Raw genomic sequence first — 21,340 nt, 5'->3', positions numbered from 1 at the left:
CATATGTGCACGCCGCGTCATCGGGCGGGACGGGGGTCAGATGTACGTCGAACGGGAGCAGGACGTGCTCCGGGCCGCGTCCATGTACTACCTGCAGGACATCAAGATGGAGGTCATCGCGCGGCACCTCGGCACCTCGCGGTCCACGGTGTCCCGACTGATCAAGCGTGCCCGGGAGTCCGGTCTGGTCGAGATCACGCTCCGACCGGCGAGCACCCGTGCACCGGGTCTCGGTCGCACGATCGCCGCGACGTTCGGCATCGATACCTATGTGGTCCCCGTGCCCGACTCCGCCAGCCACATCGAGCGGCTGGACCAGGTCTCGATCACCGCCGCACGTCTGCTGTCGTCGTGGTTCGACTCCGACATGGTGCTCGGCGTCGCGTGGGGGACCACGCTGGCGTCGGTCTCCCGGTACCTGGCGCCGAAGCCCACGCGCGGCTCCGCGGTGGTCCAGCTGAACGGCGCCGCGAACATGCGGACCAGCGGCATCGAGTACGCCAGCGACCTGATCTCGACGTTCGGCACCGCGTTCGCCGCCGCCGTCCACCACTTCTCGGTGCCCGCGTTCTTCGACTACCCCGACACCAAGGCCGCGATGTGGCGCGAGCGGTCGGTGCGGCGCGTGCTCGACATGCAGCGTCGCGCGGACATCGCGGTGTTCTCGGTGGGCGCCGTCGCGGGGGCGGTCCCGTCGCACGTGTACTCGGCCGGCTACCTCGACGACTCCGACGTGAAGAACCTGCACGACGAGGGCGTCGTCGGCGACGTGTGCACGGTGTTCCTGCGGGCCGACGGCTCCTGGCAGGACGTGCACCTCAACGAGCGCGCCACCGGGCCGACGCCCGTCGAGCTCCAGCGCATCCCGCGCCGCGTGTGCGTCGTCGCGGGCGACAACAAGGTCGCGCCGCTGCTCGCGGCCCTGCGCGCCGGGGTGGTCACCGACCTCGTCGTCGACGAGATCACGGCCACCGGGCTGCTGGAGGCCGCCGAGCCTCCGCACCGCCGCCGCGTCCGGCGCTGACCCGCGCCGAAGATCGCACAGGGTCCTACCCCCTGTTGTGAGAAAAAAGGTCAGTCTTTGCACTACCTGGTCAGGCCGACATCAGGGAGTATCAATGCCTACGCAGGGGGCGTGGGTGCCGACGGACGTCGTGGGCACCCGTCAGAAGAGGGTCCCCCGCCGCGGATCGACCCCCGACGACCGATGGGGACGCGTGACCGAGGACAGTCTGACCGGCACCACTTCGGGCCTTGCGCCCACCGAGCTGCGGTACTTGATCCTCGCGACGCAGCGGGAGGGCAACCGCGTGTTCGCCCGGCTGCTCGGGGATGCGGGACTCACCCCGTCGCAGGCCGAGATCCTCGTCGTCCTGTCGGAGTTCGGGCCGCTGAGCCTGCGTGACCTCGGCGGGATGATCGTCTGCGAGGCCGGCAGCCCGAGCCGTGTGGTCGACGCCCTGGTCCAGCGGGAGATGGTCGAGCGGCAGTCGGACCCGCGCGACCGGCGTGCGGTCCTGCTCGACCTGACGCCCGCGGCGCGCGCGCTGGTGCCGACGCTGCACGAGATCGAGCGCGAGATGGACGCCCTGACCGCGGACCGGCTCGACCCGTCGCAGCGTGCGCTGCTCGCCGGGGTGCTGCGCGACTTCCTGCGCGGCACCCGCGACGGTCTGGCCCTCGACCGCCGGTTCGCCGCGTGGCGGTCGGCGCCTCCGTCGACCCTCTCCTGAGGCGTCTACCCTCTCCCACGTGCCTTCCGACATCCGCGTCCGCCCGGCGCTGCCGGCCGACGTGCGCTACATCCGCGACCTGGTCGAGCCCTACGCGCAGCAGCGGATCCTGCTGGCCAAGGAGTGGGTCGGGTACTACGAGGGGGTGCAGGAGTTCCTCGTCGCCGAGGCGGTCTCCGAGCCCGGCGCCGGGACCGTCGTCGGCTGCGGGGCCCTGCACGTCATGTGGCAGGACCTGGCCGAGATCCGCACCCTGGCCGCCTCCAGGGACTGGCGCGGGGCGGGCGTCGGGCACGCGCTGCTCGACGCGCTCCTGCAGCGCGCCCGCGACCTGGGTCTGCGCCGGGTGTTCTGCCTGACGTTCGAGGTCGAGTTCTTCGAGGCGCACGGCTTCCACGTCATCGAGGGGACGCCCGTGACCCCGGAGGTCTACCTCGAGCTGCTGCGCTCGCACGACGACGGCGTCGCCGAGTTCCTCGACCTCGCGCGCGTGAAGCCGAACACGCTCGGCAACACGCGGATGCTCATCGAGCTCTGAGGCTCGCGGGCCGACGCCCGGGGCGCTTCGCTCGGACGTCGGGGCTTGCCGTCAGTGCGGGAGGCGGTAGGTCGGGACGTCGTCGTCGGTGCGGGCGATCAGGCCGTCGGCGAGCAGGGACTCGACACAGCGGGACAGCTGGCGGGCGTCGGGCCACACCGCCGCGACCGCATCGGCGGGGACCGGGCCGATGGCCTCGCGGAGCAGGGCCATCACGCGGCCGCGGACCTGGCGGTCGGTGCCGACGAACCCCTGGGTCCTGCGCCGGGCCGCGTGCACGTCGGCCGGGCGACCGGCCGCGAACCAGGCGCAGGCCTCGACCACCGGGCACGCGGGGCACCGTGGTGCGCGGGCGGTGCAGACGAGCGCGCCCAGCTCCATCGACGCGGCGGCCCAGCGGGCGGCGGTGGCGTCGTCGGCGGGCGCGTACGCGTCGGCGAGCCGCACCTCGGCGGCCGTCTGGCTCGGTGCGGGGAGCGCCTGACCGGCGACGGTCCTGGCCAGCACCCGTCGCACGTTCGTGTCCAGCACCACCGACCGGAGCCCGAACGCGAACGCCCGTATCGCCGCCGCCGTGTAGGACCCGACGCCGGGCAGGGCCAGGAGCTCGGCGTCCGACGAGGGCACGACCCCGCCGTGCCGCTCGACGACCGCCCGCGCACACTCCTGCAGGCGCAGCGCCCGGCGCGGGTAGCCCAACCGGTCCCACGCGCGCAGGACGTCGCCCGTGCTCGCACCCGCCAGGTCGGCGGGCGTCGGCCACCGGGACATCCAGGCCCGCCACGCCGGCTCGACCCGCACGACCGGCGTCTGCTGGAGCATGACCTCGCTGACCAGCACGCCCCACGGCGTCCGGTCCGGCGCGCGCCAGGGCAGGTCGCGCGCGGACTCGTCGAACCAGGCGAGCACGGGCTCGCGCAGCTCGGTGGGGGTCGGCGGCACGCGAGCATCGTGCCCCACGGCCTCGCTCGCCGCCGTCAGAGAGCGCGGCGGCACGCGAGCATCGTGCCCCACGGCCGCACTCGCCGCCGTCAGAGAGCGCGTTGGCACGCGAGCATCGTGCCCCGCGCCGTCGCTCGCCGCCGTCAGGGATCGCGCTGGCACGCGAGCATCGTGCCTCACGGCCGGTGCCCGGCTAGCGTGACCGGATGGAGCATGGGGTCGTCGCCGGACCGTGCGTGAGTGTCGCGGACGCCGAGGCCGTGCTCGGGTCGCCGGGTGACCAGCGGAGCTGCTGGTGCCAGTTCGACCGGTGGAAGCCGGCTACCTACCGCGAGATGCCGCTCGCACAGAAGCGCGCGCATCTCGTCGCGCAGGTGGAGGCGTCGGGCGTGAGCCCGGGGGTCGTCGCACGCCTCGATGGCGAGCCCGTCGGCTGGGCCTCGGTGGCGCCTCGGTCGGCCTTCCCGCGCATCCGGACCAGCCCGTCCATGTCGACCCCGCAGACACGCGAGGACCTCGACGACGACGGGATCTGGGCGGTGACCTGCTTCGTCGTGCGGACGCGGCACCGCCGAAGCGGCCTGTCCGCGCTCCTGCTGGACACGGCCGTCGAGCACGCCCGCGCGAACGGTGCGCACACCGTCGAGGGCTACCCGGTGGACGCCGCCGAGCGGCCGAACGCCGGGTCCGGGACGTACCGCGGTCGGCTGTCGACCTTCGAGTCGGCGGGGTTCGCGGTGGTCGCCCGTCCGCGCACGGGCCGCGCGGTGGTCCGGCTCACGCTCTGAAAACGCGGTCCTCGCCGGTGCGTCGGGTCCGCGGTCGTCCGTCCGGGCCTCTACCGTGGTCGCGCCGTGGTCGGACATCCGGCGACGCGACGTGAGAGGCGGTGGACCGATGGGCGCTCAGCAACCGCCGCCGCGGCTGCCGGCCCGCGTGTACTGGGTGCGACGCCTGATCGTGCTGGGGATCCCGGTGCTCGTCGTGGTGCTGGTGGTCGTCTGGCTCACCGGACGCGGCGACGACGAGGGCGCGACACCGACGGCGCAGACCACCACGACCGCGCCGCCGGCCGTCGCGCCGGTCGTGCCGGACCCGACACCGTCGGTCGAGCCCGGCGGCGTCCCGGACTGCGACCCCTCCACGCTCGCGCTGGCCATGACGGCCACGGCCGAGTCGTTCGGCCCCGGGGTGAGCCCGTCGTTCAACGTCTCGATCACGAACATCGGCGCCGTCCCGTGCCTGGTGGACGCGGGCGAGGCGAGCCGAGAGATCGTCATCACCTCCGGCCCCGACCGGGTGTGGTCCAACCGCGACTGCATCGTGGCGGGCACGGAGAGCCGGGACCTGCTCCTGCCGGCGGGCGGTGCCGACGCCACGCAGCTGGCGTGGAACCGGGTCCGATCGACGCCGGGCTGCCCGCCCGACCTGCCCGCTCCGGGGGCCGGGACGTACTCGGCACAGTTCACGCTCGCCGGTGCGGCCGCGCCTCCGGCGGTGTTCGGGCTGGGCTGACCTGCAGGTTCGTCGTCTTGTACACGACGGAACCGGTCAGACGTACCGTTCCAGGATGCTGGACTCGGCGAGCCGGGAGAGTCCCTCGCGGACGGCACGGGCGCGCTGCTCGCCGACGCCCTCGACGGCCATGAGGTCGTCGATGCCGGCCGCGAGCAGCTTCTGCAGGCCGCCGAAGTGCGAGACCAGCCGGTCGACGATGGCGCCGGGAAGACGCGGGACCTTGGACAGCAGCCGGTAGCCGCGCGGACCCGCGGCCGCGTCGAGCGCGTCGCCGCCGCCCGGGAAGCCGAGCACGGTGGCGATGCGCCCGATGTCGAGCAGCTCGGTCGAGTCGAGGTAGGACAGCTCGTCGAGGACCGAGTCGACGTCGCGGCGCACGGTGTCGACGTAGTCGCGGATCACCAGCGCGCGGTCGGAGCTGATCCCGCCGATGAGCTCGTCGAGCTGCAGGGTGAGCAGACGCCCGTCGGTGCCGAGCTCGACGACGTAGCCCTCGATCTCCTCGGAGATGCGGCGCACCATCTCGAGCCGCTGCACCACCGCCGACACGTCCCGGACGGTGACCAGGTCCTCGATCTCGAGGGCCGAGAGGGTGCCGCTGACCTCGTCGAGACGCGACTTGTAGCGCTCGAGCGTGGCGAGCGCCTGGTTGGCGCGCGACAGGATCGTGGTCGAGTCCTCGATGACGTGGCGGTTGCCGCCGACGTAGAGGGCGATGATCCGCATCGACGCCGACACGGAGACGACCGGCAGGCCGGTCTGCTTGGCGACGCGCTCGGCGGTGCGGTGCCGAGTGCCGGACTCGGAGGTCTCGATCGTCACGTCGGGGAGGAGCTGCACGGCGGCGCGCACGATGCGCGAGATGCTCGCGTCCACCACGACCGCGCCGTCCATCTTGGCCAGCTCGCGCAGGCGGGTGGCCGAGAACTCGACGTCCAGGACGAAGCCGCCCGAGCAGATGCTCTCCACGGTGTCGTCGAACCCGAGGACGATCAGCGCGCCCGTCCGGCCGCGCAGGATCCGCTCCAGGCCGTCGCGAAGCTCACCGCCGGGGGCGACGGCGGCGAGCGTGGACCTGAGCAGGTCGTCGGGCACGTGCGAGTGGGGCACGGGTGCATCGTAACGACGAGCGATGTTCCCGGCTCCGGCGAAACACCTGGCGGACGAGTGTTCATCCACACGCCAGAAGTAACAGCGCCGTTACCGGACCGAGACGCGTCCGACGCTCGAAGGCTGTTGTCTATTAGGAAACCTACCTGTTAGTTTGATTGCGCCTGAGAGAGCGCCCCACGAGGGCGCCGGACACGGCGCGGTCAACGACGATCGGAGCGCACGACATGGACGGCACGCCCAGCCAGCCGGGAACGCCCGGGCTGCTGCGCGCCATGAACGACCGGGCGGCGCTGGCCCTCCTGCTCGGGCACGGACCGCTGACGCGGGCGCAGATCGGGGAGCTCACCGGGCTCTCGAAGCCCACCGCGTCGCAGGTGGTCGCCCGGCTCGAGCAGCTGGACCTGATCGACGTCGTCGGGTCGGTCGCCGCGGTGCGCGGTCCGAGCGCCGTGACCTACGGCGTACGCACCAACCGTGCGCACGCCGTCGCCGTCGACCTACGACCGCACAGCGTGGTGTCGACCCTCGTCGACGCGGTCGGCGGCGAGCACCCCGTCGCCGAGATGTCGCTCTCGCGGACCGCGTCCGAGCGGTCCGCCGTCGGCGACATCAGCACGGCGATCCAGGCCGCGTGCGAGGCCGCGGGCACCACCCCGGACACGGTCGTCGCGGCGGCGATCGGGGTGCAGGGCGCCGTCGACCCGCGCACCGACGACCTCGCGTTCGTCGGCCTGATGCCCGGCTGGCCCCGCAAGGCCGTGCGCACCCAGCTCGAGGACGGCCTCGGCATCAACGTCCGCATCGACAACGACGTGAACCTCGCCGCCGTCGCGGAGCGCGCCCAGGGTGCAGGTACCGACGTCGACGGATTCGCGCTGCTCTGGATCGGCGACGGTCTCGGCCTGGCGGTCGACCTCGGTGGCACGCTGCACCGCGGTGCGGCCGGCGGTGCCGGCGAGATCGGGTACCTGCCCGTGCCGCACGAGGGGGCCAAGGACCTGCAGGACCTCATCGGCGGCATCGCGATGGGCAAGCTGGCGCGGGCGCACGGCGTGCGCGGCCGCACCCTCGACGCCGTCCTGGCCGAGCTGGTCAACCACCCGGAGAGGCCGGCAGTCCTGGCCGAGCTCGCCGCGCGCGTGGCCGTCGGCGTCATCCCCGTTCTCGCCGTGCTCGACCCGCCCGTGGTCGTGCTCGGCGGACCGACCGGCGTCGCCGGTGGTCAACCCCTCGCCGACCTGGTGCGAGGGCACATCCGCAGGACCACCCGGTGGTCCCCGCACATCTCCGTGAGCGCCGTGGCTGATCACCCGGTGCTGCGCGGTGCTCGATCCGTCGTCGGCGCGGACCTGCGCTCGCGGCTGCTGGACCTCGTCCCCTAGAAGAACCCACCCGCACGACGACCTGCTCGGACGCACGCAGTCCGGGGGGCGGTCGGTCGTGCCCGAGCAAGGAGCCTCTGGTGAGAACACGCAAGACCTGGCTCGTCGTCCCCGCCCTGGTGGCGGTCGCCGCGCTCACAGCCTGCAGCGGCGGTTCCGGCGGCGACGGCCCGACGGCCGCGGCGTCGGCCCCCTCCGAGATCTCCGGCACCGTCGAGTTCTGGCACTTCTTCACGGACCGCGAGGCCGACGTCATCCAGTCGGTCGTCGACGACTTCGAGAAGGCCAACCCCGGCGTCACGGTGAACGTGAAGTCCGGGCAGGACGACCAGAAGATGCGCCAGGCGATCTCCGCCGGCGAGGCCATCGACGTCGGCCTGTCCTACTCGACCGACCAGGTCGGGCCCCTGTGCTCGTCGGGCGACTTCGCCGACCTGTCGAGCTTCATCGAGCGCGACAACGTCGACCTGACGCAGATCCCCGACACCGTGCTCGGCTACACGTCGTACGACGGCGTCCGCTGCACGATGCCGGCGCTGGCCGACGTCTACGGCCTCTACTACAACAAGGACCTGCTCGCGGCGGCCGGCTACACCGAGCCCCCCAAGACGCTCGCCGAGCTGACCGAGATGGCCGTCAAGCTCACCACGTTCAACGACGACGGCTCGATCAAGACGCTCGGCTTCATGCCGCTGCTCGGCTACTACGAGAACGCCGAGGCGCACTGGGCGCCGGCCGCGGACGCGCAGTGGCTCAACGAGGACGGCACGTCGGCGATCGGCTCGTCGCCGGGCTGGAACGCGATCCTCGAGTGGCAGAAGGACCTGATCGACAAGCTCGGCGGGTACCAGAAGCTGGCCGACTTCCAGGCCGCGCTCGGGCAGGAGTTCTCCGCGGAGAACGACTTCCAGACCGGCAAGGTCGCCATGAACATCGACGGCGAGTACCGCACGGCGTTCATCGCCGACCAGGCGCCCGACCTGCAGTACGGCACGGCGCCGATCCCGTCGGCCGAGGGCTACGAGGACAGCTACGGCGCCGGGTACATCACCGGCAACATCGTCGGCATCGGCAAGGGCGCCAAGAACCCCGAGGCCGGCTGGGCGCTCATCAAGTACCTGACGACGAACACCGACGCCCAGGTCAAGCTCTCCAACGGCCTGAAGAACGCGCCGACGATGCACGACGCCATCGCGTCGCCGGACCTCGAGGTCTCCGAGCAGTTCCAGACGTTCCTCGACATCTTCGAGAACCCGAAGTCGTCCACCACCCCGCCCAGCGGCATCGGCGCGGAGTACCAGACGATCTTCGGCACCCACACGGCCAAGTGGCAGCAGGGCGACGTCACCGACCTGCCGGGGATGCTGACGACGGTCGACGACGAGATCAACGCTGCCGTGCAGCTCCAGGCGGGCTGACGCACATGGCCTCGACGATCCAACGCCGACGGAACAGGGCGGCCCTGCTGCTCCTGACGCCGGCACTGCTCGGCATGATCGTGTTCTTCGTCTTCCCGCTGGTGATGACGGTCTTCTACTCGTTCACGGCGTTCGACCTGTCGAACCCGCCGCGGTGGAACAACTTCGCCAACTGGAAGTTCCTGGTCAGCGGTGACCCGCTGATCGGCACGGCGACGCTCAACACGCTGTGGTTCGTCGCGATCCTGGTGCCGGTGCGGATCGTCGGGGCCCTGTTCGTCGGCTGGGTGCTCACGCGGGCCCGGCGCTCGTCGGGCGTGCTGCGCACCGTCTACTACCTGCCGGCCCTCATCCCGCCGGTGGCGGCGACGATCGCGTTCGTCTTCGTGTTCAACCCCGCCACCGGCCCGGTCAACGAGATCCTCGGCTGGTTCGGCATCGACGGTCCGGGCTGGTTCACCGACCCCGCCTGGGCCAAGCCGTCGCTCGTGCTCCTGGGGCTGTGGGTGCTCGGCGACATCATGGTGATCTTCCTGGCCAGCCTGCTGGACGTGCCCACCGAGCAGTACGAGGCGTCCGAGCTCGACGGGGCGAGCACGCGCCAGCAGTTCTGGCACATCACTGTGCCCAACATGGCGCCGGTCCTGCTGTTCGCGCTGATCACCGGCATCATCGGGGCGCTGCAGTACTTCACCGAGCCGGCCGTGGCGTCCTCGACGGCGATGGGCAAGTCGATGGTCGGGCAGGGGGCAGCGGGTGCGCTCGGCTGGCCTGACCAGTCGACGCTCACCTACGGGCAGCTGCTCTACTCCAAGGCGTTCGGCGCGAACCTCATGGGCTACGCGTCGGCGATGGCGGTCGTGCTCTTCGTCGTCGCGGCGCTGGTGATGGCCGTCCTGCTGCGCCGGTTCAAGTCCTTCACTCCGGACGTGGCCAGTTGAACCGCCGTCGCTCGACCACCCTGGTCTGGGTGGCGGACCACGCCGTCTTCCTCGCGCTCGCGCTCATCTTCCTCGCGCCGTTCGCGTTCATCCTGCTCACGTCGGTCATGTCGCCCGAGCAGGCCGGGACGTCGTTCGCCTGGCCGACGTCCTTCCACTGGGACAACTACGCCGAGGTGTTCGAGCGGCTCCCGATGCTCAAGTACACGGGGAACTCGTTCCTCTACGCGATCCTGGCGACGGTCTTCATGCTCGTCTCGTCGGTCCCCGCGGCCTACGCGATGGCCCGGATCCAGTTCCGCGGCTCCGGCGTGCTGCTCGTCCTCGTGATCGGCATGATGCTGCTCCCGCCGCAGGTCACGAGCGTCCCGCTCTACGTGATGTGGTCCAAGCTCGGCCTCACCGGGTCGCTGTGGCCGCTGATCCTGCCCAACCTGCTGGGCGACGCCTTCTCGATCTTCCTGCTGCGGCAGTTCTTCCTGACGATCCCCAAGGAGTACACCGAGGCCGCGCGGCTCGACGGCTGCGGAGAGCTGCGCACGCTGTGGAAGGTCATCGTCCCGATGGCCAAGCCGGGCATCGCGGCGACGGCGATCTTCATGTTCTTCGCGTCGTGGAACGACTACTACGGCCCGCTGCTCTACACCTCCGAGAACGAGTCGGCCTGGCCGGTCTCGTACGCGCTCGCGCAGTTCCGCGGGGCGCACTCGGTCGACTGGAACCTCACGATGGCCGCCACGGTGATCGCCATGATCCCGGTGCTGATCATCTTCTTCCTCGCCCAACGCATCTTCGTGCAGGGCGTCACACTGACCGGAGTCAAGGGATGAAGCTCACCGTCCTCGGTGGCGGGTCCACCTACACGCCCGAGCTCGTCGACGGGTTCGCGCGGCTGCGCGAGCTGCTGCCGCTCACCGAGCTGTGCCTGGTGGATCCTGCCGCCGACCGCCTGGCCCTGGTGGCCGGGGTCTCGCGGCGCATGTTCGCGAAGTTCGGGTACGACGTCACGGTCACGGCCACCTCCGACGTCGTCGCCGGGGTGTCCGACGCCTCCGCTGTGCTGTTCCAGCTGCGGGTCGGCGGGCAGGCGGCACGGCACACCGACGAGACGTTCCCGCACGCCTGCGGGTGCATCGGCCAGGAGACCACCGGTCCGGGTGGGCTGGCCAAGGCCCTGCGGACGGTTCCGGTGGTCCTGTCGCTGGCCGACCTCGTGCGCCGGTACGCCCGGCCCGACGCGTGGATCGTCGACTTCACCAACCCGGTCGGCATCGTGACGCGCGCGCTCCTCGAGGAGGGCCACCGGGCGGTCGGGCTCTGCAACGTGGCGATCGGCTTCCAACGCCGATTCGCGACGATGCTCGACGTGCCGCCGTCGTCCGTCGCCCTGGACCACGTGGGCCTGAACCACCTGACGTGGGTGCGCGGGGCGTCCGTGGACGGCGTCGACCGGTTGCCGGGCCTGCTCTCCGAGCGCCTGCCCGAGCTCGCCGACGAGGTCGAGCTGCCGGCGTCGCTGCTGTCGCTGCTCGGCGTCGTGCCGTCCTACTACCTGCGCTACTACTACGCGCACGATCTCGTCCTGTCCGAGCAGACGGCCCCCGGTGCCGTGACGCGCGCGCACGCGGTGACCGCCGTCGAGGACGAGCTCCTCGAGCTCTACGCCGACCCGTCGGTGGACACCAAGCCGGCGGCCCTGGAGCGGCGCGGGGGAGCGTTCTACTCCGAGGCGGCGGTGGACCTGCTCGCCTCGCTGACGGCCGACCGCGGCGACGTGCAGGTGGTCAACGTCCGCAACGACGGCACGCTGCCCTTCCTCCCCGACGACCACGTCATCGAGGTCCCGGCGACGATCGGGGCGGCCGGCATCGCGCCGCTTGCGGCGGGGCCGCTGCCCCCCGACATCGCGGGCCTCGTGTCCCATGTCGCGGGCTACGAGAGGCTGGCGCTCGAGGCTGCCGTGCACGGGGGTCGCTCCCGGGTGGAGCGTGCCCTGCTCGCACACCCCCTGGTCGGTCAGTACGACCGGGCGTCCCGGCTGACCGACCTGCTGCTCGCGGAGAACCGCGCGCACCTCGCGTGGGCCCGATGAGCGTCCTCGTCGCCGTCGACGGTGGCGGCAGCAAGACCGACGTGCTCGTGCTCGACCCGGACGGGACGGTGCTCGCGCACACCCGCGGGCCGGGGTCGTGCCCGCAGGTCATCGGGGTGCAGCCCGCACTCGCCATCATCGACGGGCTGGTGCGGGCGGCGCTCGACGGCCGCACCGTGGAGCGCGTCGGCGTCTACCTGTCCGGGCTGGACCTGCCGGTCGAGATCGAGACGTTCACCGCGGCGCTGAGGACCCTCCCCTGGTTCACGCCGGCCTCGGCCGTCGTCGACAACGACACGTTCGCGTTGCTGCGCGCGGGTACCGACGCGCGCGAGGCGGTCGTCGTGGTGTGCGGCACGGGGATCAACTGCGTCGGCCGACGGTCGGACGGCGCGACCGCCCGCTTCCCGGCCCTCGGCCGCATCTCGGGCGACTGGGGCGGCGGGTACGAGCTGGGCGAGCAGGCGATCTGGCACGCGGCACGCGCTGTCGACGGCCGCGGCCCGGCCACCGATCTCTCGCACCTCGTGCCGGCGGCCCTCGGTGCCACGACGATGGCCGCCGTGATCGAGGACCTGCACTTCGAGGTTCTCGGGCACGACGACATCGCGGGCCTGTCGCCGCTCCTCCTGGCGACGGCGGCGAGCGGTGACGCGGTCGCGTCGGCCGTGGTCGAGCGGCAGGCCGACGAGGTCGCGGCGCTCGCCCTGGCAGCCCTGCGGCGGCTCGGTCTGACGGAGTCGGCCGTTCCGGTCGTCCTCGGCGGCGGGGTGCTGGCGGCGCGGGACCCGGGCCTGACCGAGGGGATCCGTTCGCGTCTCGCGCTCGGCGCCCCCCGCGCACGCCTGACCTTCGTCTCCGAGCGGCCGGTGCTGGGTGCCGCGTTCCTGGTGCTCGAGGCGCACGGTTCGCCTCCGTCGGCGATCGGACGCACCCGGCAGACGTCCGCAGTCACGGCCGCGCTCATCTGACCCCTGGGCGGCGTCCCTATGTAAAGAACTCTTGACACGGTGTAAGGCCTGCTTTACGTTGCTCGATGTCAGCAATTCTTGACATCGAGCGCGGAGGCGCACCATGAAAGCGATCGTCCAGCTCGGGTACGGGAGCGACGACGTCCTCTCGTTCCATGACGTCGACGTCCCTGCCGTGGGCGACCACGACGTGCTGGTCCGGGTGCGCGCCGCCTCGGTCAACGCCGCCGACTGGTACACGATGATCGGCAGGCCGTACCTGATCCGGGCGATCTCCGGGCTGCGGTCGCCCCGCGTCCCGGTCGCCGGGAAGGCCCTCGCCGGTGAGGTCGTCGCCGTCGGGGCGAAGGTCACCGGGTTCGTCGCCGGGAACGAGGTCTGGGCCGAGCCGAACGGGGGAGCGTTCGCCGAGTACGCGAGCGTCCCGGCCAAGCGGGTGGCCCTCAAGCCTGCCGCGCTGACGTTCGAGCAGGCCGCGACCGTCCCGCTCGCCGGCACGACCGCGCTGCAGGGTCTGCGCGACGTGGGTCGCCTGCAGGCGGGCCTTTCGCTGCTCGTCAACGGAGCGTCGGGCGGGGTCGGCACCTTCGCGGTGCAGATCGGCAAGGCGTGGGGGGCCGAGGTGACCGGCGTGTGCAGCACGCGCAACGTCGATCTGGTCCGCTCGGTCGGCGCCGACCACGTCCTCGACTACACCCGCGACGAGCTGGCCGGCCGGTACGACGTCATCCTCGACCTCGTCGGCAACCACTCGCTGTCCCGTCTGCGCTCGGTCCTGACCGAGCGCGGGACCCTGGTCTTGTCGGCGGGCGAGGGCAACCGTGTCACCGGCCCGCTCGGCCGGATCGCCCGCGCCGGCGTCCTCTCGCTGTTCAGCCGCCAGCGCCTGCGACCCCTCGTCGCGATGTACAGCGCGGCGGACCTCGACGTCCTGTCCGGCCTCGCGGACGAGGGGGCGCTGACCCCGGCGATCGACCGCACCTACCCGCTGAGCGCCGGCCGTGACGCCGTGCGGCACCTCGGCGTCGACCACGCGCGCGGCAAGGTCGTGGTCCTCCCGTGAGCGAGCAGGAGCGGGGCAGCAGCATGACGTTCACCGAGCGCAACGTCTGGGTCTTCGCGGTCGTCTCCCTCGCGGCGTTCCTCGTCTACGTCGCCGTGATCCTGTCCCGGGCGCAGGACGTGCCCATCGAGGACGTCGACTACATCGCGCCGATGCTCTGGAGCATCGGGCTGGCGATCGTCGCGTCGATCATCGGCACGATCGTCATCTCGATCGTCTGGCGCGGCGACGGCGACAAGAAGGACCAGCGCGACAAGGAGATCGACCGGATCGGCGAGTACACCGGCCAGTCGTTCCTCGTGATCGGGGGTCTCGCCGGGCTGATCCTCGCCATGGTCGAGGCGGACTGGTTCTGGATCGCCAACACGCTCTACCTCGGCTTCGTCCTGTCGGCGATGCTCAGCTCGGCCACCAAGATCGGCCTCTACCGGAGAGGCCTTCCTTCGTGGTGAAGCCGACCCGCGTCACCAACGCGATCCGCAGCCTGCGCTTCCAGCACGGCGAGATGACACAGGCCGAGCTCGCGGACCGCATCGGCGTCACCCGTCAGACCGTCATCGCCATCGAGCAGGGCCGCTACTCGCCGTCGCTCGAGATGGCCTTCCAGATCGCGCACGTCTTCGGCGTCCCGCTGGACGACGTGTTCCAGTACCCCGACCCGACCGGAGCCTGAGATGTCTCAGCCGTCGACCACGCCGCTCGCACTCGCCCACCCCCAGCGCGTCGCGCGGCTCGCGGGCGCCTTCTACCTCGTCGTCGCGATCGCCGCGGGCTGGTCGCAGCTGGTCGTCCGCAGCGGTCTGGACACCGACGGTGATCCGTCGCAGACCGCGCAGAGCATCCGCGACGCCGCCGGCACCATGCGACTGGCGTTCGCCGCCGACCTGGTCGCGTTCACGTGCTTCCTGCTGACGGTGCTGCTCCTGTTCAGCCTCTTCCGTCGCGCGAACCTCGACATCTCCGTCGGCTTCCTGGTGATCGCCTCGGCCGCCGTCGTGATCCAGAGCCTGGGCATGGTGCTGCACGGCGGCGCCCTGCTCGTCGCCACGGGCGCGTGGCCGGGGTCCGACGAGACCGCGACCCTCCTGCTCGACATGCACACCCTGTCGAACAACGTCGCGCAGATCTTCTTCGGCCTGTGGCTCCTGCCGCTCGGGTACGTCGTGGTCCGCTCCGGCTACGTGCCGAGGGCCTTCGGTTACCTGCTGATGGCCGGCGGGTTGGGCTACCTGGTCGACATCGTGCTGCAGTTCCAGGGGGCCGACGCCGACTCGACGGTCGTCTTCAGCATGGTCGGCGGAGTCGCCGAGGTCCTGTTCCTGTTCTGGCTCCTGATCCGCGGCGTGCGGGTCCCGGTCGTGGCCGAGCGACCCGCGCGCCTCCCGGTGGCCGCGTAGACCTGCGTCGGGCGGACGCCTACCGGCGCGGGTCGTCCGTCGCCAGGCCCGCGTTCAGCACGGCCTCGCCCAGGTCCGCCGCGGTGGTCACGGTCAGCCCGGCGGGCGGGTTCGCGCCGTCCAGGGCCCCCGCCGGCACGATCGCCCGCGTGAACCCGAGCCGCGCCGCCTCGGCCAGGCGGCGGCCGACCCCCGACACCGTCCGGATCTCGCCGGCCAGCCCGACCTCGCCGATAGCGACGAGCCCTCGCGGAAGCGGCACGTTCTCCCGCGAGCTGACGGCGGCGAGCGCAAGCGCCAGGTCGGCGGCCGGCTCGATCACGCGGGCGCCGCCGATGGTCGAGACGTAGACGTCCTGGTCGGCCAGCCGCGCCCCGAGCCGGCGCTGGAGCACCGCGAGCACCATGGCCAGCCGGCTGCTGTCGACGCCGCTCGTGGTCCGGCGCGGGTTCGGCACGGAGCTGAGCGCCACGAGCGACTGCACCTCGGCGACCAGGGGTCTGCGCCCCTCCAGCGTCACCGTCAGGCACGTGCCCGGCACCGGGTGCAGCGCCTGGGAGATGAACAGCCCGGACGGGTCGGTCAGCCCGACGATGCCCGTCTCGGAGAGGTCGAAGCAGCCGACCTCGTCGGTGGGGCCGTACCGGTTCTTGGTGGCCCGCAGCATGCGCAGCCGAGAGTGCCGGTCGCCCTCGAACTGGCAGACGACGTCGACGAGGTGCTCGAGGGTGCGCGGCCCGGCGACCGCCCCGTCCTTGGTCACGTGGCCGATGAGCACGACGGGCATGTCGCGGGCCTTGGCGGCCTGGATCACCGCGGCGCTGACCTCGCGCACCTGCGAGACGCCACCGGCGGTGCCGTCCACCTGGGCGGACGCGATCGTCTGCACGCTGTCGACCACCAGCAGGTCCGGGGCCTCCTTCTCGATGTGCCCGAGCACCGTCGCCAGGTCGGTCTCCGAGACGAGCAGGAGCGTGGGCGCGAGCGCGTGGATGCGGCCCGCCCGCAGGCGCACCTGCGCGGCCGACTCCTCGCCGGTCACGTAGAGCACGCGCCGGCCGGTGCGCGCCGCCCGGGCGGCGACGTCGAGCAGCAGGGTCGACTTGCCGACGCCGGGCTCGCCCGCCAGGAGCACCACGGCGCCCGGCACGAGGCCGCCGCCGAGCACCCGGTCGAGCTCGTCGACCCCTGTGGACTGCGCCCGTGCCGTCTCGACGTCGATCTGGTCGATGGGCAGGGCCGTAGATCGCGTCGGCGTCGTGGCCGTCGTCTTCGGGGCGCCGCCACCCGGACCGGTGTCCTCGAGCACCGAGCCCCAGGTCTGGCACTCGCCGCAGCGGCCGACCCACTTGGTGGCGGACCAGCCGCACTCCGAGCACCGGAACGCAGGCCGCGGTGAGGAGGGGCGCTTCACGCTCGTCGAGGTCACGAGCAGGACGCTAGACGCAGGGTCCGACACGGACGTCGAGGGCGCGCCCGCAGACCCGCAGCCACCCGTCGGACCGGACGGCGAGGGCGCCACAAGACCGCCACGGCGCCCCCAGCAGGTAGCGCCGTCGCATGCACGGGGCGCCGTCGACGCAACGACGATCGCCGCGTCGGACGTCGGGCCTTGCGCTCGACTGAACACCGGTTTAGCGTAGTGAACGTGCGTTCAGACGACGACCTCACAGCCCGCGCCCGCATCCGGGACGCGGCGGTCGCGCGGTTCGGCCGCGACGGCTTCGGCGTCGGCGTGCGCGCCATCGCGGCCGACGCCGGGGTCAGCGCCGCGCTGGTCATCCATCACTTCGGGTCCAAGGACGGCCTGCGGGCTGAGTGCGACGCGTTCGTCCTGGAGACGGTCAAGAACGAGAAGTCCGACGCCATGGCGGACCACACGCCGGGCGAGGTCATCGGTCGGCTGGCCCAGATCGAGGAGTACGCACCCCTGTTCGCGTACATCGTGCGCAGCCTGATGGAGGGCGGCGCGCTCGCGGGCAAGTTCGTCGACGGCCTCGTCGCGGACGCCGACGCGTACCTGAAGACCGGCGAGAAGGCGGGGACCGTCCGACCGTCGCAGGACCCGCACGGCCGGTCCCGGAACCTCGTCGCCACCCAGGTCGGCCTGATCGTCATGGCCCAGCTGGACGGTGCGCTGGGCCGTGGCACCGCCCCGACCGACGACCCGACCACGGCGATGAAGGAGCTCTACAGCGCCACGATGCTCGCCGGCCTGGAGCTCTACACGCACGGGCTGTTCACGGACAGCGGCTACCTCGACGCCTATCGAGAGTTCGTCCAGAAGACACAGGAGAAGTCATGACCGACGCCATCCACATCCGCGGACTGGTCAAGTCGTTCGGGGCCAAGCGCGCGCTCGACGGCTTCGACCTCACCGTCGGCACGGGCGAGGTGCACGGGTTCCTCGGCCCGAACGGCGCGGGCAAGTCGACGACGATCCGCGTGCTGCTCGGGCTGCTCCGGGCCGACGAGGGTTCGGTGCAGCTGCTCGGCGGCGACCCCTGGAGGGACGCGGTCGCGCTGCACCGGCGGCTCGCGTACGTGCCGGGCGACGTGAACCTCTGGCCGAACCTGTCGGGCGGCGAGGCGATCGACGTCCTCGGACGGCTGCGCGGCGGCCTGGACCCGAAGCGGCGGGGCGAGCTGATCGAGAGGTTCGAGCTCGACCCGCGCATCAAGGGCCGCGCGTACTCCAAGGGCAACCGGCAGAAGGTCGCGCTCGTCGCCGCGCTCGCCGCCGACACCGAGCTGCTCCTCATGGACGAGCCGACCAGCGGCCTGGACCCGCTGATGGAGGCGGTGTTCCAGCAGGTCGTGCGGGAGGTTGCCGACGAGGGCCGCACGGTGCTGCTGTCGAGCCACATCCTGGCGCAGGTGGAGGTGCTCTGCCGTCGCGTGACGATCATCCGGGCGGGCAAGGAGGTGCAGAGCGGGTCGCTGGACGAGCTGCGCAGCCTTCGTCGGACCACGGTGACGGCGGCGTTGCGGGACATGGACAGCGCGGCCGTCGCACTGGCGCCGGTGGGCGGCGTGCACAACCTGCAGCGGCACGACGGGCACCTCACGCTCGACATCGACACCCCGTCGCTGGGCGACGTGCTCGCGCGGCTGACCACGTTCGGCGTCGACTCGCTCACGGCGCACCCGCCGACGCTGGAGGACCTGTTCCTGCGCCAGTACAGCGACGAGCTGGCGACCCTCGGCGTGGTGGAGGGGTCGCGATGACCGCGGTCACCGCGCAGCACGTCCACGCGACGGTGCGGTCCGGGCCGGTGTCGGGCACGCGCGCGCTGGTCCGCGTCGCGCTGCGGCTCGACCGGTTCCGCACGATCGTCTGGGCCCTGTCGATCGGGCTCATCGTGCTCGCGTCGATCGGCGCTCTGAACTCCGCCTACGCGTCGCCCGAGACCCGGCAGGCACGCGCGGAGCTGATCGCGTCGCCGGCCGCGACTGCCCTGGCCGGGCCGGGGTACGGGCTCGACGACTACACGATCGGCGCCATGACGGCCAACGAGATCGGCCTGTGGGTCATGATCCCGGTCGCGATCATGGCGCTGCTGACCGTGACCCGGCACCTGCGCGCGGCCGAGGAGGACGGCCGGCTCGAGCTCGTGCGGTCCGCCCCGGTCGGACGGGACGCGCAGGTGGTCGCGGGGATCGTCGCGGCCGTCGTCGCGACCCTGGCCGTCGGGCTGGCCACGTTCCTCGGGCTCGTCGGGGGCGGCCTCGAGGTCGAGGGCTCGGCCGCGCTCGCGGGCGGGGTCGTGATGGTGGGACTCGTGTTCGCGGGCGTCTCCGCGGTCGCGTCCCAGGTCACGGCCCACGGCCGCACGGCCAGCTCGCTCGGCATGGCGGTGCTCGGAATCGCGTTCCTGCTGCGCGCGATCGGTGACGTGCGCGGTCCTGAGAGCACGAGCGTGCTCACCTGGCTGTCCCCGTTCGGGTGGGCGCAGGCGACCGCGGCGTACGTGTCGACGCGGTTCTGGCCGCTGGCCATCGGGGTCGTCGTCGCGGCCGGACTCGTCCTCGTGGCGTTCTGGCTCGTCGGGCGCCGCGACGTCGGCACCGGCCTGATGGCCGAGCGGCTGGGCCGGCCCGAGGCCCCCGCGAGCCTGACCGGCATGGTGGCGCTCACGACCCGCAGCCAGCTCGGCGCGATCCTCTCGTGGGGCTTCGCCGTCGTCGCGATGGGCGCGGTCGTCGGGCTCCTCGCGGGCGCGCTCGTCGACTTCCTCGGCTCTGACCCGACCCTCGAGGAGGTCCTCCCGACGGGACCGGGCGGGGCCGTGGCCGGCGCGCTCGCGCTCTACACGGTGTTCCTCGCCATCACGACCGGCACCTATACGGCGACCGCGATGGGCGCCGCCCGATCCGAGGAGTTCGCCACCCGTGGTGCGGCCGTGCTCGCCGGGCCGGTGTCGCGGTGGCGCTGGCTGGGGTCGCAGGTGCTCGTCGCCGCCGTCGCCGCCGTGGTGATCATGCTGGTCAACGGTCTGGTGGTGGGCCTGACCAGCTCGGCGTCGCTGCCCGCGGACCTCGACGTCTGGGACCTCGTCGGCGCCTCCGCGGTGACGCTGCCGGCGGTCGGCTGCATGCTCGGCGTGGCCGTGCTGCTCGTCGGTCTGGTGCCGCGCGCGTACGGCCTGGTCTGGGCGTACGTGGCCTACGTGTTCGTCGTCGGCCTGTTCGGCGCGCTCCTGCCCGACGGCTCCGACGCGCTCTCACCGTTCACCTACACCCCGCAGCTCCCCGCGGAGGCGATGGACTGGCCGCCCGTGCTCGCCCTCACCCTCGTCGCGGCGGCCCTGGTGGCGGGTGGCCTGGCGGCGTTCCGCCGACGTGACGTGGTCGGTTGACGTTCGCGGCACTCCGGGGCCGTGACACGGTCCGCGCGTGATGCGTCGGTAGGCTGCGGGGCGTCCGGCAAGGGTTCGGGCGCCACGAACCAAGGGGGACCCCGATGAGCGAGACCGGCCGGCCCGGCGCCGATCCGAACCAGCCCGGGGGCGTTCCGTCCTGGGGACAGACCGGCCCGACGACCGGCGGCACCCCGCCGTCCGTCCCGCCTGCCGGGAGCGGCGAGCCACCCGCCGACGAGCCCACCAAGCGCCCGGCCTGGCTCGTCCCGGCGATCATCGGCGTCGTCGTCCTCGTCGTCGCGGCGATCATCATCGGGATCGTCACGTCCGGCGGTTCCGACGACGAGGCCACGCCGCCCGCCGTCGCGTCGACGGTCCTGCTGCCCTCGCCCACGCCGACCGTCGCCCCCGTGCCGCGGACCGCCACGACGGCGTTCGCGACGGCGCTGCCGACATCGGTCCTGCAGTACGCGCTCGCGACGTCGGCGGACAACCCCGCCTGGATCGCCGCGGGCGCCATCGAGGCCTACACCGAGACCTACACCGACGGGGCCGCGGGCACCGTCACGGTGAACGCCGGCCAGTGGGAGACCCCCGCGGAGGCGACCGCGTTCGCGGCGACGCTCACCGCTGCCCTCCCGCCCGCCCCGGCGCCGGACCCGTCCGCGACCGCGGGCGCGGGCGAGCCCGCCCTCCCGCAGTCGGGCGAGGTCACGGCCGGGGGCGCGCCCGTCGGCAGCTACTCGATCGCCGACGCCGGCGACGGCACGGGTGTCGCGGTCTGGACCAACGGCACCACGGTCTTCCAGGTGACCGGGCCGGTCGAGGACATCGTCGACTTCTACGCGGCCTACCCGCTCTGACGGGTCGGCTCTGCGACGAGCCTCAGCTGCGGTCGATGATCGACAGGATGTTGCCACCGGGGTCGGTGAACCAGGCGATCAGCGGGCCGCCGCCGCGGAAGACGTAGTCGTCGTCGGTCTCCACGGGCGTCCCGGCGTACTTCTCGAACTCGACGCCGCGGCCGCGCAGCTCGGCGACGGTCGCCGCCACGTCCTCGACCGGGAAGTTCAGCACCGTGTACGTCGCGGGCGTGTGGGCCGGTCCCTTCGGGTAGACCAGCACGTTCCTGCCGGTCACGTGCAGCAGGAGCATCCCGTTCTCCTCCGACACGTCGAGCCCCAGCTTGTCGCCGTAGAACTCCTTCGCGGCCGGGATGTCGTCGGTCGAGAACCCGCTGAACGCGTCACTGAGATCCGCCATGTGTGCCTCCTCGTCGAGACCCACTCTCCTCCGCGCTCCGGCGGTCAGGTGCCGGGAGCGCGGACGTCGCCGGGCCGCGTGGTCAGACACGGGCCGGGGACGGGCCG

23 protein-coding genes are annotated in these 21,340 nt (G+C 72.3%); 19 read left to right on the top strand and 4 right to left on the bottom strand.

Annotation, left to right across the window (positions count from 1 at the left end; genetic code table 11):
• Positions 1-40: 40 nt before the first annotated feature.
• The 3 genes from AC1DUE_RS17235 (at position 41) to AC1DUE_RS17225 (ending at position 2,271) form a co-directional block, all read left to right on the top strand.
• Positions 41-1,024 (top strand): sugar-binding transcriptional regulator, encoded by a 984-nt coding sequence (locus AC1DUE_RS17235; protein ID WP_477040643.1) that lies wholly within the window; start codon positions 41-43, stop codon positions 1,022-1,024.
• 193 nt (positions 1,025-1,217) lie between these two features.
• The gene (locus AC1DUE_RS17230) at positions 1,218-1,733 is read left to right on the top strand and encodes a MarR family winged helix-turn-helix transcriptional regulator (RefSeq protein ID WP_477040642.1); all 516 of its coding nucleotides are present in this window, start codon (positions 1,218-1,220) and stop codon (positions 1,731-1,733) included.
• A 19-nt stretch (positions 1,734-1,752) separates the two neighbouring features.
• Positions 1,753-2,271 carry an amino-acid N-acetyltransferase gene (locus AC1DUE_RS17225; protein WP_477040641.1) on the top strand — a complete coding sequence of 173 codons (519 nt, stop codon included), beginning with the start codon at positions 1,753-1,755 and terminating at the stop codon, positions 2,269-2,271.
• Positions 2,272-2,322: 51 nt separating this feature from the next.
• On the opposite strand, the gene AC1DUE_RS17220 is transcribed toward AC1DUE_RS17225, so the two are convergent.
• Entirely contained in the window at positions 2,323-3,213 is an 891-nt protein-coding gene (locus AC1DUE_RS17220; RefSeq protein ID WP_477040640.1) for an HhH-GPD family protein, read from the bottom strand.
• A gap of 206 nt (positions 3,214-3,419) precedes the next feature.
• Here AC1DUE_RS17220 and AC1DUE_RS17215 point away from each other — a divergent pair, with 206 nt between their 5' ends.
• Together AC1DUE_RS17215 and AC1DUE_RS17210 are read left to right on the top strand one after the other, a co-directional pair.
• The gene (locus tag AC1DUE_RS17215; protein WP_477040639.1) at positions 3,420-4,001 is read left to right on the top strand and encodes an N-acetyltransferase family protein; all 582 of its coding nucleotides are present in this window, start codon (positions 3,420-3,422) and stop codon (positions 3,999-4,001) included.
• 109 nt (positions 4,002-4,110) lie between these two features.
• Entirely contained in the window at positions 4,111-4,728 is a 618-nt protein-coding gene (locus tag AC1DUE_RS17210; protein WP_477040638.1) for a hypothetical protein, read from the top strand.
• Positions 4,729-4,764: 36 nt separating this feature from the next.
• Here AC1DUE_RS17210 and disA read toward each other — a convergent pair whose 3' ends face one another.
• Positions 4,765-5,841, bottom strand: a complete 1,077-nt coding sequence (disA, locus tag AC1DUE_RS17205; protein WP_477040637.1) for a DNA integrity scanning diadenylate cyclase DisA — start codon at positions 5,839-5,841, stop codon at positions 4,765-4,767.
• Positions 5,842-6,068: 227 nt separating this feature from the next.
• Here disA and AC1DUE_RS17200 point away from each other — a divergent pair, with 227 nt between their 5' ends.
• The 10 genes from AC1DUE_RS17200 (at position 6,069) to AC1DUE_RS17155 (ending at position 15,108) form a co-directional block, all read left to right on the top strand.
• Positions 6,069-7,226 carry an ROK family transcriptional regulator gene (locus tag AC1DUE_RS17200; RefSeq protein WP_477040636.1) on the top strand — a complete coding sequence of 386 codons (1,158 nt, stop codon included), beginning with the start codon at positions 6,069-6,071 and terminating at the stop codon, positions 7,224-7,226.
• A gap of 80 nt (positions 7,227-7,306) precedes the next feature.
• Entirely contained in the window at positions 7,307-8,644 is a 1,338-nt protein-coding gene (locus tag AC1DUE_RS17195) for an ABC transporter substrate-binding protein (protein ID WP_477040635.1), read from the top strand.
• Positions 8,645-8,649: 5 nt separating this feature from the next.
• Entirely contained in the window at positions 8,650-9,585 is a 936-nt protein-coding gene (locus tag AC1DUE_RS17190; RefSeq protein WP_477040634.1) for a carbohydrate ABC transporter permease, read from the top strand.
• A 29-nt stretch (positions 9,586-9,614) separates the two neighbouring features.
• Complete coding sequence (locus tag AC1DUE_RS17185; protein ID WP_477040633.1) at positions 9,615-10,415, top strand: carbohydrate ABC transporter permease; 801 nt, start codon at positions 9,615-9,617, stop codon at positions 10,413-10,415.
• Positions 10,412-11,677, top strand: coding sequence for a 6-phospho-beta-glucosidase (locus AC1DUE_RS17180; RefSeq protein WP_477040632.1), 1,266 nt, complete (start codon positions 10,412-10,414; stop codon positions 11,675-11,677). The genes AC1DUE_RS17185 and AC1DUE_RS17180 overlap by 4 nt, the downstream gene beginning before the upstream one ends.
• A complete protein-coding gene (locus tag AC1DUE_RS17175; protein ID WP_477040631.1) occupies positions 11,674-12,648 on the top strand; it encodes an N-acetylglucosamine kinase in 975 nt (324 codons plus the stop codon). The genes AC1DUE_RS17180 and AC1DUE_RS17175 overlap by 4 nt, the downstream gene beginning before the upstream one ends.
• A gap of 103 nt (positions 12,649-12,751) precedes the next feature.
• Entirely contained in the window at positions 12,752-13,711 is a 960-nt protein-coding gene (locus tag AC1DUE_RS17170; protein WP_477040630.1) for an NAD(P)-dependent alcohol dehydrogenase, read from the top strand.
• Positions 13,708-14,163, top strand: a complete 456-nt coding sequence (locus AC1DUE_RS17165) for a hypothetical protein (RefSeq protein ID WP_477040629.1) — start codon at positions 13,708-13,710, stop codon at positions 14,161-14,163. Before AC1DUE_RS17170 ends, AC1DUE_RS17165 begins: the two co-directional genes overlap by 4 nt.
• A complete protein-coding gene (locus AC1DUE_RS17160; protein ID WP_477040628.1) occupies positions 14,157-14,384 on the top strand; it encodes a helix-turn-helix transcriptional regulator in 228 nt (75 codons plus the stop codon). Before AC1DUE_RS17165 ends, AC1DUE_RS17160 begins: the two co-directional genes overlap by 7 nt.
• A 1-nt stretch (position 14,385) precedes the next feature.
• A complete protein-coding gene (locus AC1DUE_RS17155; protein ID WP_477040627.1) occupies positions 14,386-15,108 on the top strand; it encodes a DUF4386 domain-containing protein in 723 nt (240 codons plus the stop codon).
• Between the two features lie 19 nt (positions 15,109-15,127).
• Here the strand turns inward: AC1DUE_RS17155 and radA are convergent, their stop codons facing one another.
• On the bottom strand, positions 15,128-16,543 hold the full coding sequence (radA, locus tag AC1DUE_RS17150; RefSeq protein ID WP_477040700.1) for a DNA repair protein RadA: 1,416 nt from the start codon (positions 16,541-16,543) through the stop codon (positions 15,128-15,130).
• A 213-nt stretch (positions 16,544-16,756) separates the two neighbouring features.
• Between radA and AC1DUE_RS17145 the strand changes: the two genes are divergently transcribed.
• The 4 genes from AC1DUE_RS17145 (at position 16,757) to AC1DUE_RS17130 (ending at position 20,833) form a co-directional block, all read left to right on the top strand.
• A complete protein-coding gene (locus AC1DUE_RS17145) occupies positions 16,757-17,413 on the top strand; it encodes a TetR/AcrR family transcriptional regulator (protein ID WP_477040626.1) in 657 nt (218 codons plus the stop codon).
• Positions 17,410-18,336 carry an ABC transporter ATP-binding protein gene (locus AC1DUE_RS17140; RefSeq protein WP_477040625.1) on the top strand — a complete coding sequence of 309 codons (927 nt, stop codon included), beginning with the start codon at positions 17,410-17,412 and terminating at the stop codon, positions 18,334-18,336. The genes AC1DUE_RS17145 and AC1DUE_RS17140 overlap by 4 nt, the downstream gene beginning before the upstream one ends.
• On the top strand, positions 18,333-19,967 hold the full coding sequence (locus AC1DUE_RS17135) for an ABC transporter permease (protein ID WP_477040624.1): 1,635 nt from the start codon (positions 18,333-18,335) through the stop codon (positions 19,965-19,967). The genes AC1DUE_RS17140 and AC1DUE_RS17135 overlap by 4 nt, the downstream gene beginning before the upstream one ends.
• A gap of 104 nt (positions 19,968-20,071) precedes the next feature.
• A complete protein-coding gene (locus AC1DUE_RS17130; protein WP_477040623.1) occupies positions 20,072-20,833 on the top strand; it encodes a hypothetical protein in 762 nt (253 codons plus the stop codon).
• A gap of 22 nt (positions 20,834-20,855) precedes the next feature.
• On the opposite strand, the gene AC1DUE_RS17125 is transcribed toward AC1DUE_RS17130, so the two are convergent.
• A complete protein-coding gene (locus tag AC1DUE_RS17125; protein WP_477040622.1) occupies positions 20,856-21,233 on the bottom strand; it encodes a VOC family protein in 378 nt (125 codons plus the stop codon).
• Positions 21,234-21,340: the final 107 nt, after the last annotated feature.

The sequence above is a fragment of the Cellulomonas sp. P4_A2 genome (assembly GCF_056402515.1).
Note: the sequence above shows the minus strand (reverse complement) of the source record. Positions and strands in the feature narration are given on the sequence as shown.

What these genes read in the sequence shown, in the direction of transcription:
- AC1DUE_RS17210 (WP_477040638.1), top strand. Translation starts at nt 4,111, where the DNA reads ATGGGCGCTCAGCAACCGCCGCCGCGGCTGCCGGCCCGCGTGTACTGG.
- AC1DUE_RS17135 (WP_477040624.1), top strand. Translation starts at nt 18,333, where the DNA reads ATGACCGCGGTCACCGCGCAGCACGTCCACGCGACGGTGCGGTCCGGG.
- AC1DUE_RS17235 (WP_477040643.1), top strand. Translation starts at nt 41, where the DNA reads ATGTACGTCGAACGGGAGCAGGACGTGCTCCGGGCCGCGTCCATGTAC.
- AC1DUE_RS17200 (WP_477040636.1), top strand. Translation starts at nt 6,069, where the DNA reads ATGGACGGCACGCCCAGCCAGCCGGGAACGCCCGGGCTGCTGCGCGCC.
- AC1DUE_RS17180 (WP_477040632.1), top strand. Translation starts at nt 10,412, where the DNA reads ATGAAGCTCACCGTCCTCGGTGGCGGGTCCACCTACACGCCCGAGCTC.
- AC1DUE_RS17175 (WP_477040631.1), top strand. Translation starts at nt 11,674, where the DNA reads ATGAGCGTCCTCGTCGCCGTCGACGGTGGCGGCAGCAAGACCGACGTG.
- AC1DUE_RS17155 (WP_477040627.1), top strand. Translation starts at nt 14,386, where the DNA reads ATGTCTCAGCCGTCGACCACGCCGCTCGCACTCGCCCACCCCCAGCGC.
- AC1DUE_RS17170 (WP_477040630.1), top strand. Translation starts at nt 12,752, where the DNA reads ATGAAAGCGATCGTCCAGCTCGGGTACGGGAGCGACGACGTCCTCTCG.
- AC1DUE_RS17190 (WP_477040634.1), top strand. Translation starts at nt 8,650, where the DNA reads ATGGCCTCGACGATCCAACGCCGACGGAACAGGGCGGCCCTGCTGCTC.
- AC1DUE_RS17130 (WP_477040623.1), top strand. Translation starts at nt 20,072, where the DNA reads ATGAGCGAGACCGGCCGGCCCGGCGCCGATCCGAACCAGCCCGGGGGC.
- AC1DUE_RS17215 (WP_477040639.1), top strand. Translation starts at nt 3,420, where the DNA reads ATGGAGCATGGGGTCGTCGCCGGACCGTGCGTGAGTGTCGCGGACGCC.
- AC1DUE_RS17125 (WP_477040622.1), bottom strand. Translation starts at nt 21,233, where the DNA reads ATGGCGGATCTCAGTGACGCGTTCAGCGGGTTCTCGACCGACGACATC.
- AC1DUE_RS17140 (WP_477040625.1), top strand. Translation starts at nt 17,410, where the DNA reads ATGACCGACGCCATCCACATCCGCGGACTGGTCAAGTCGTTCGGGGCC.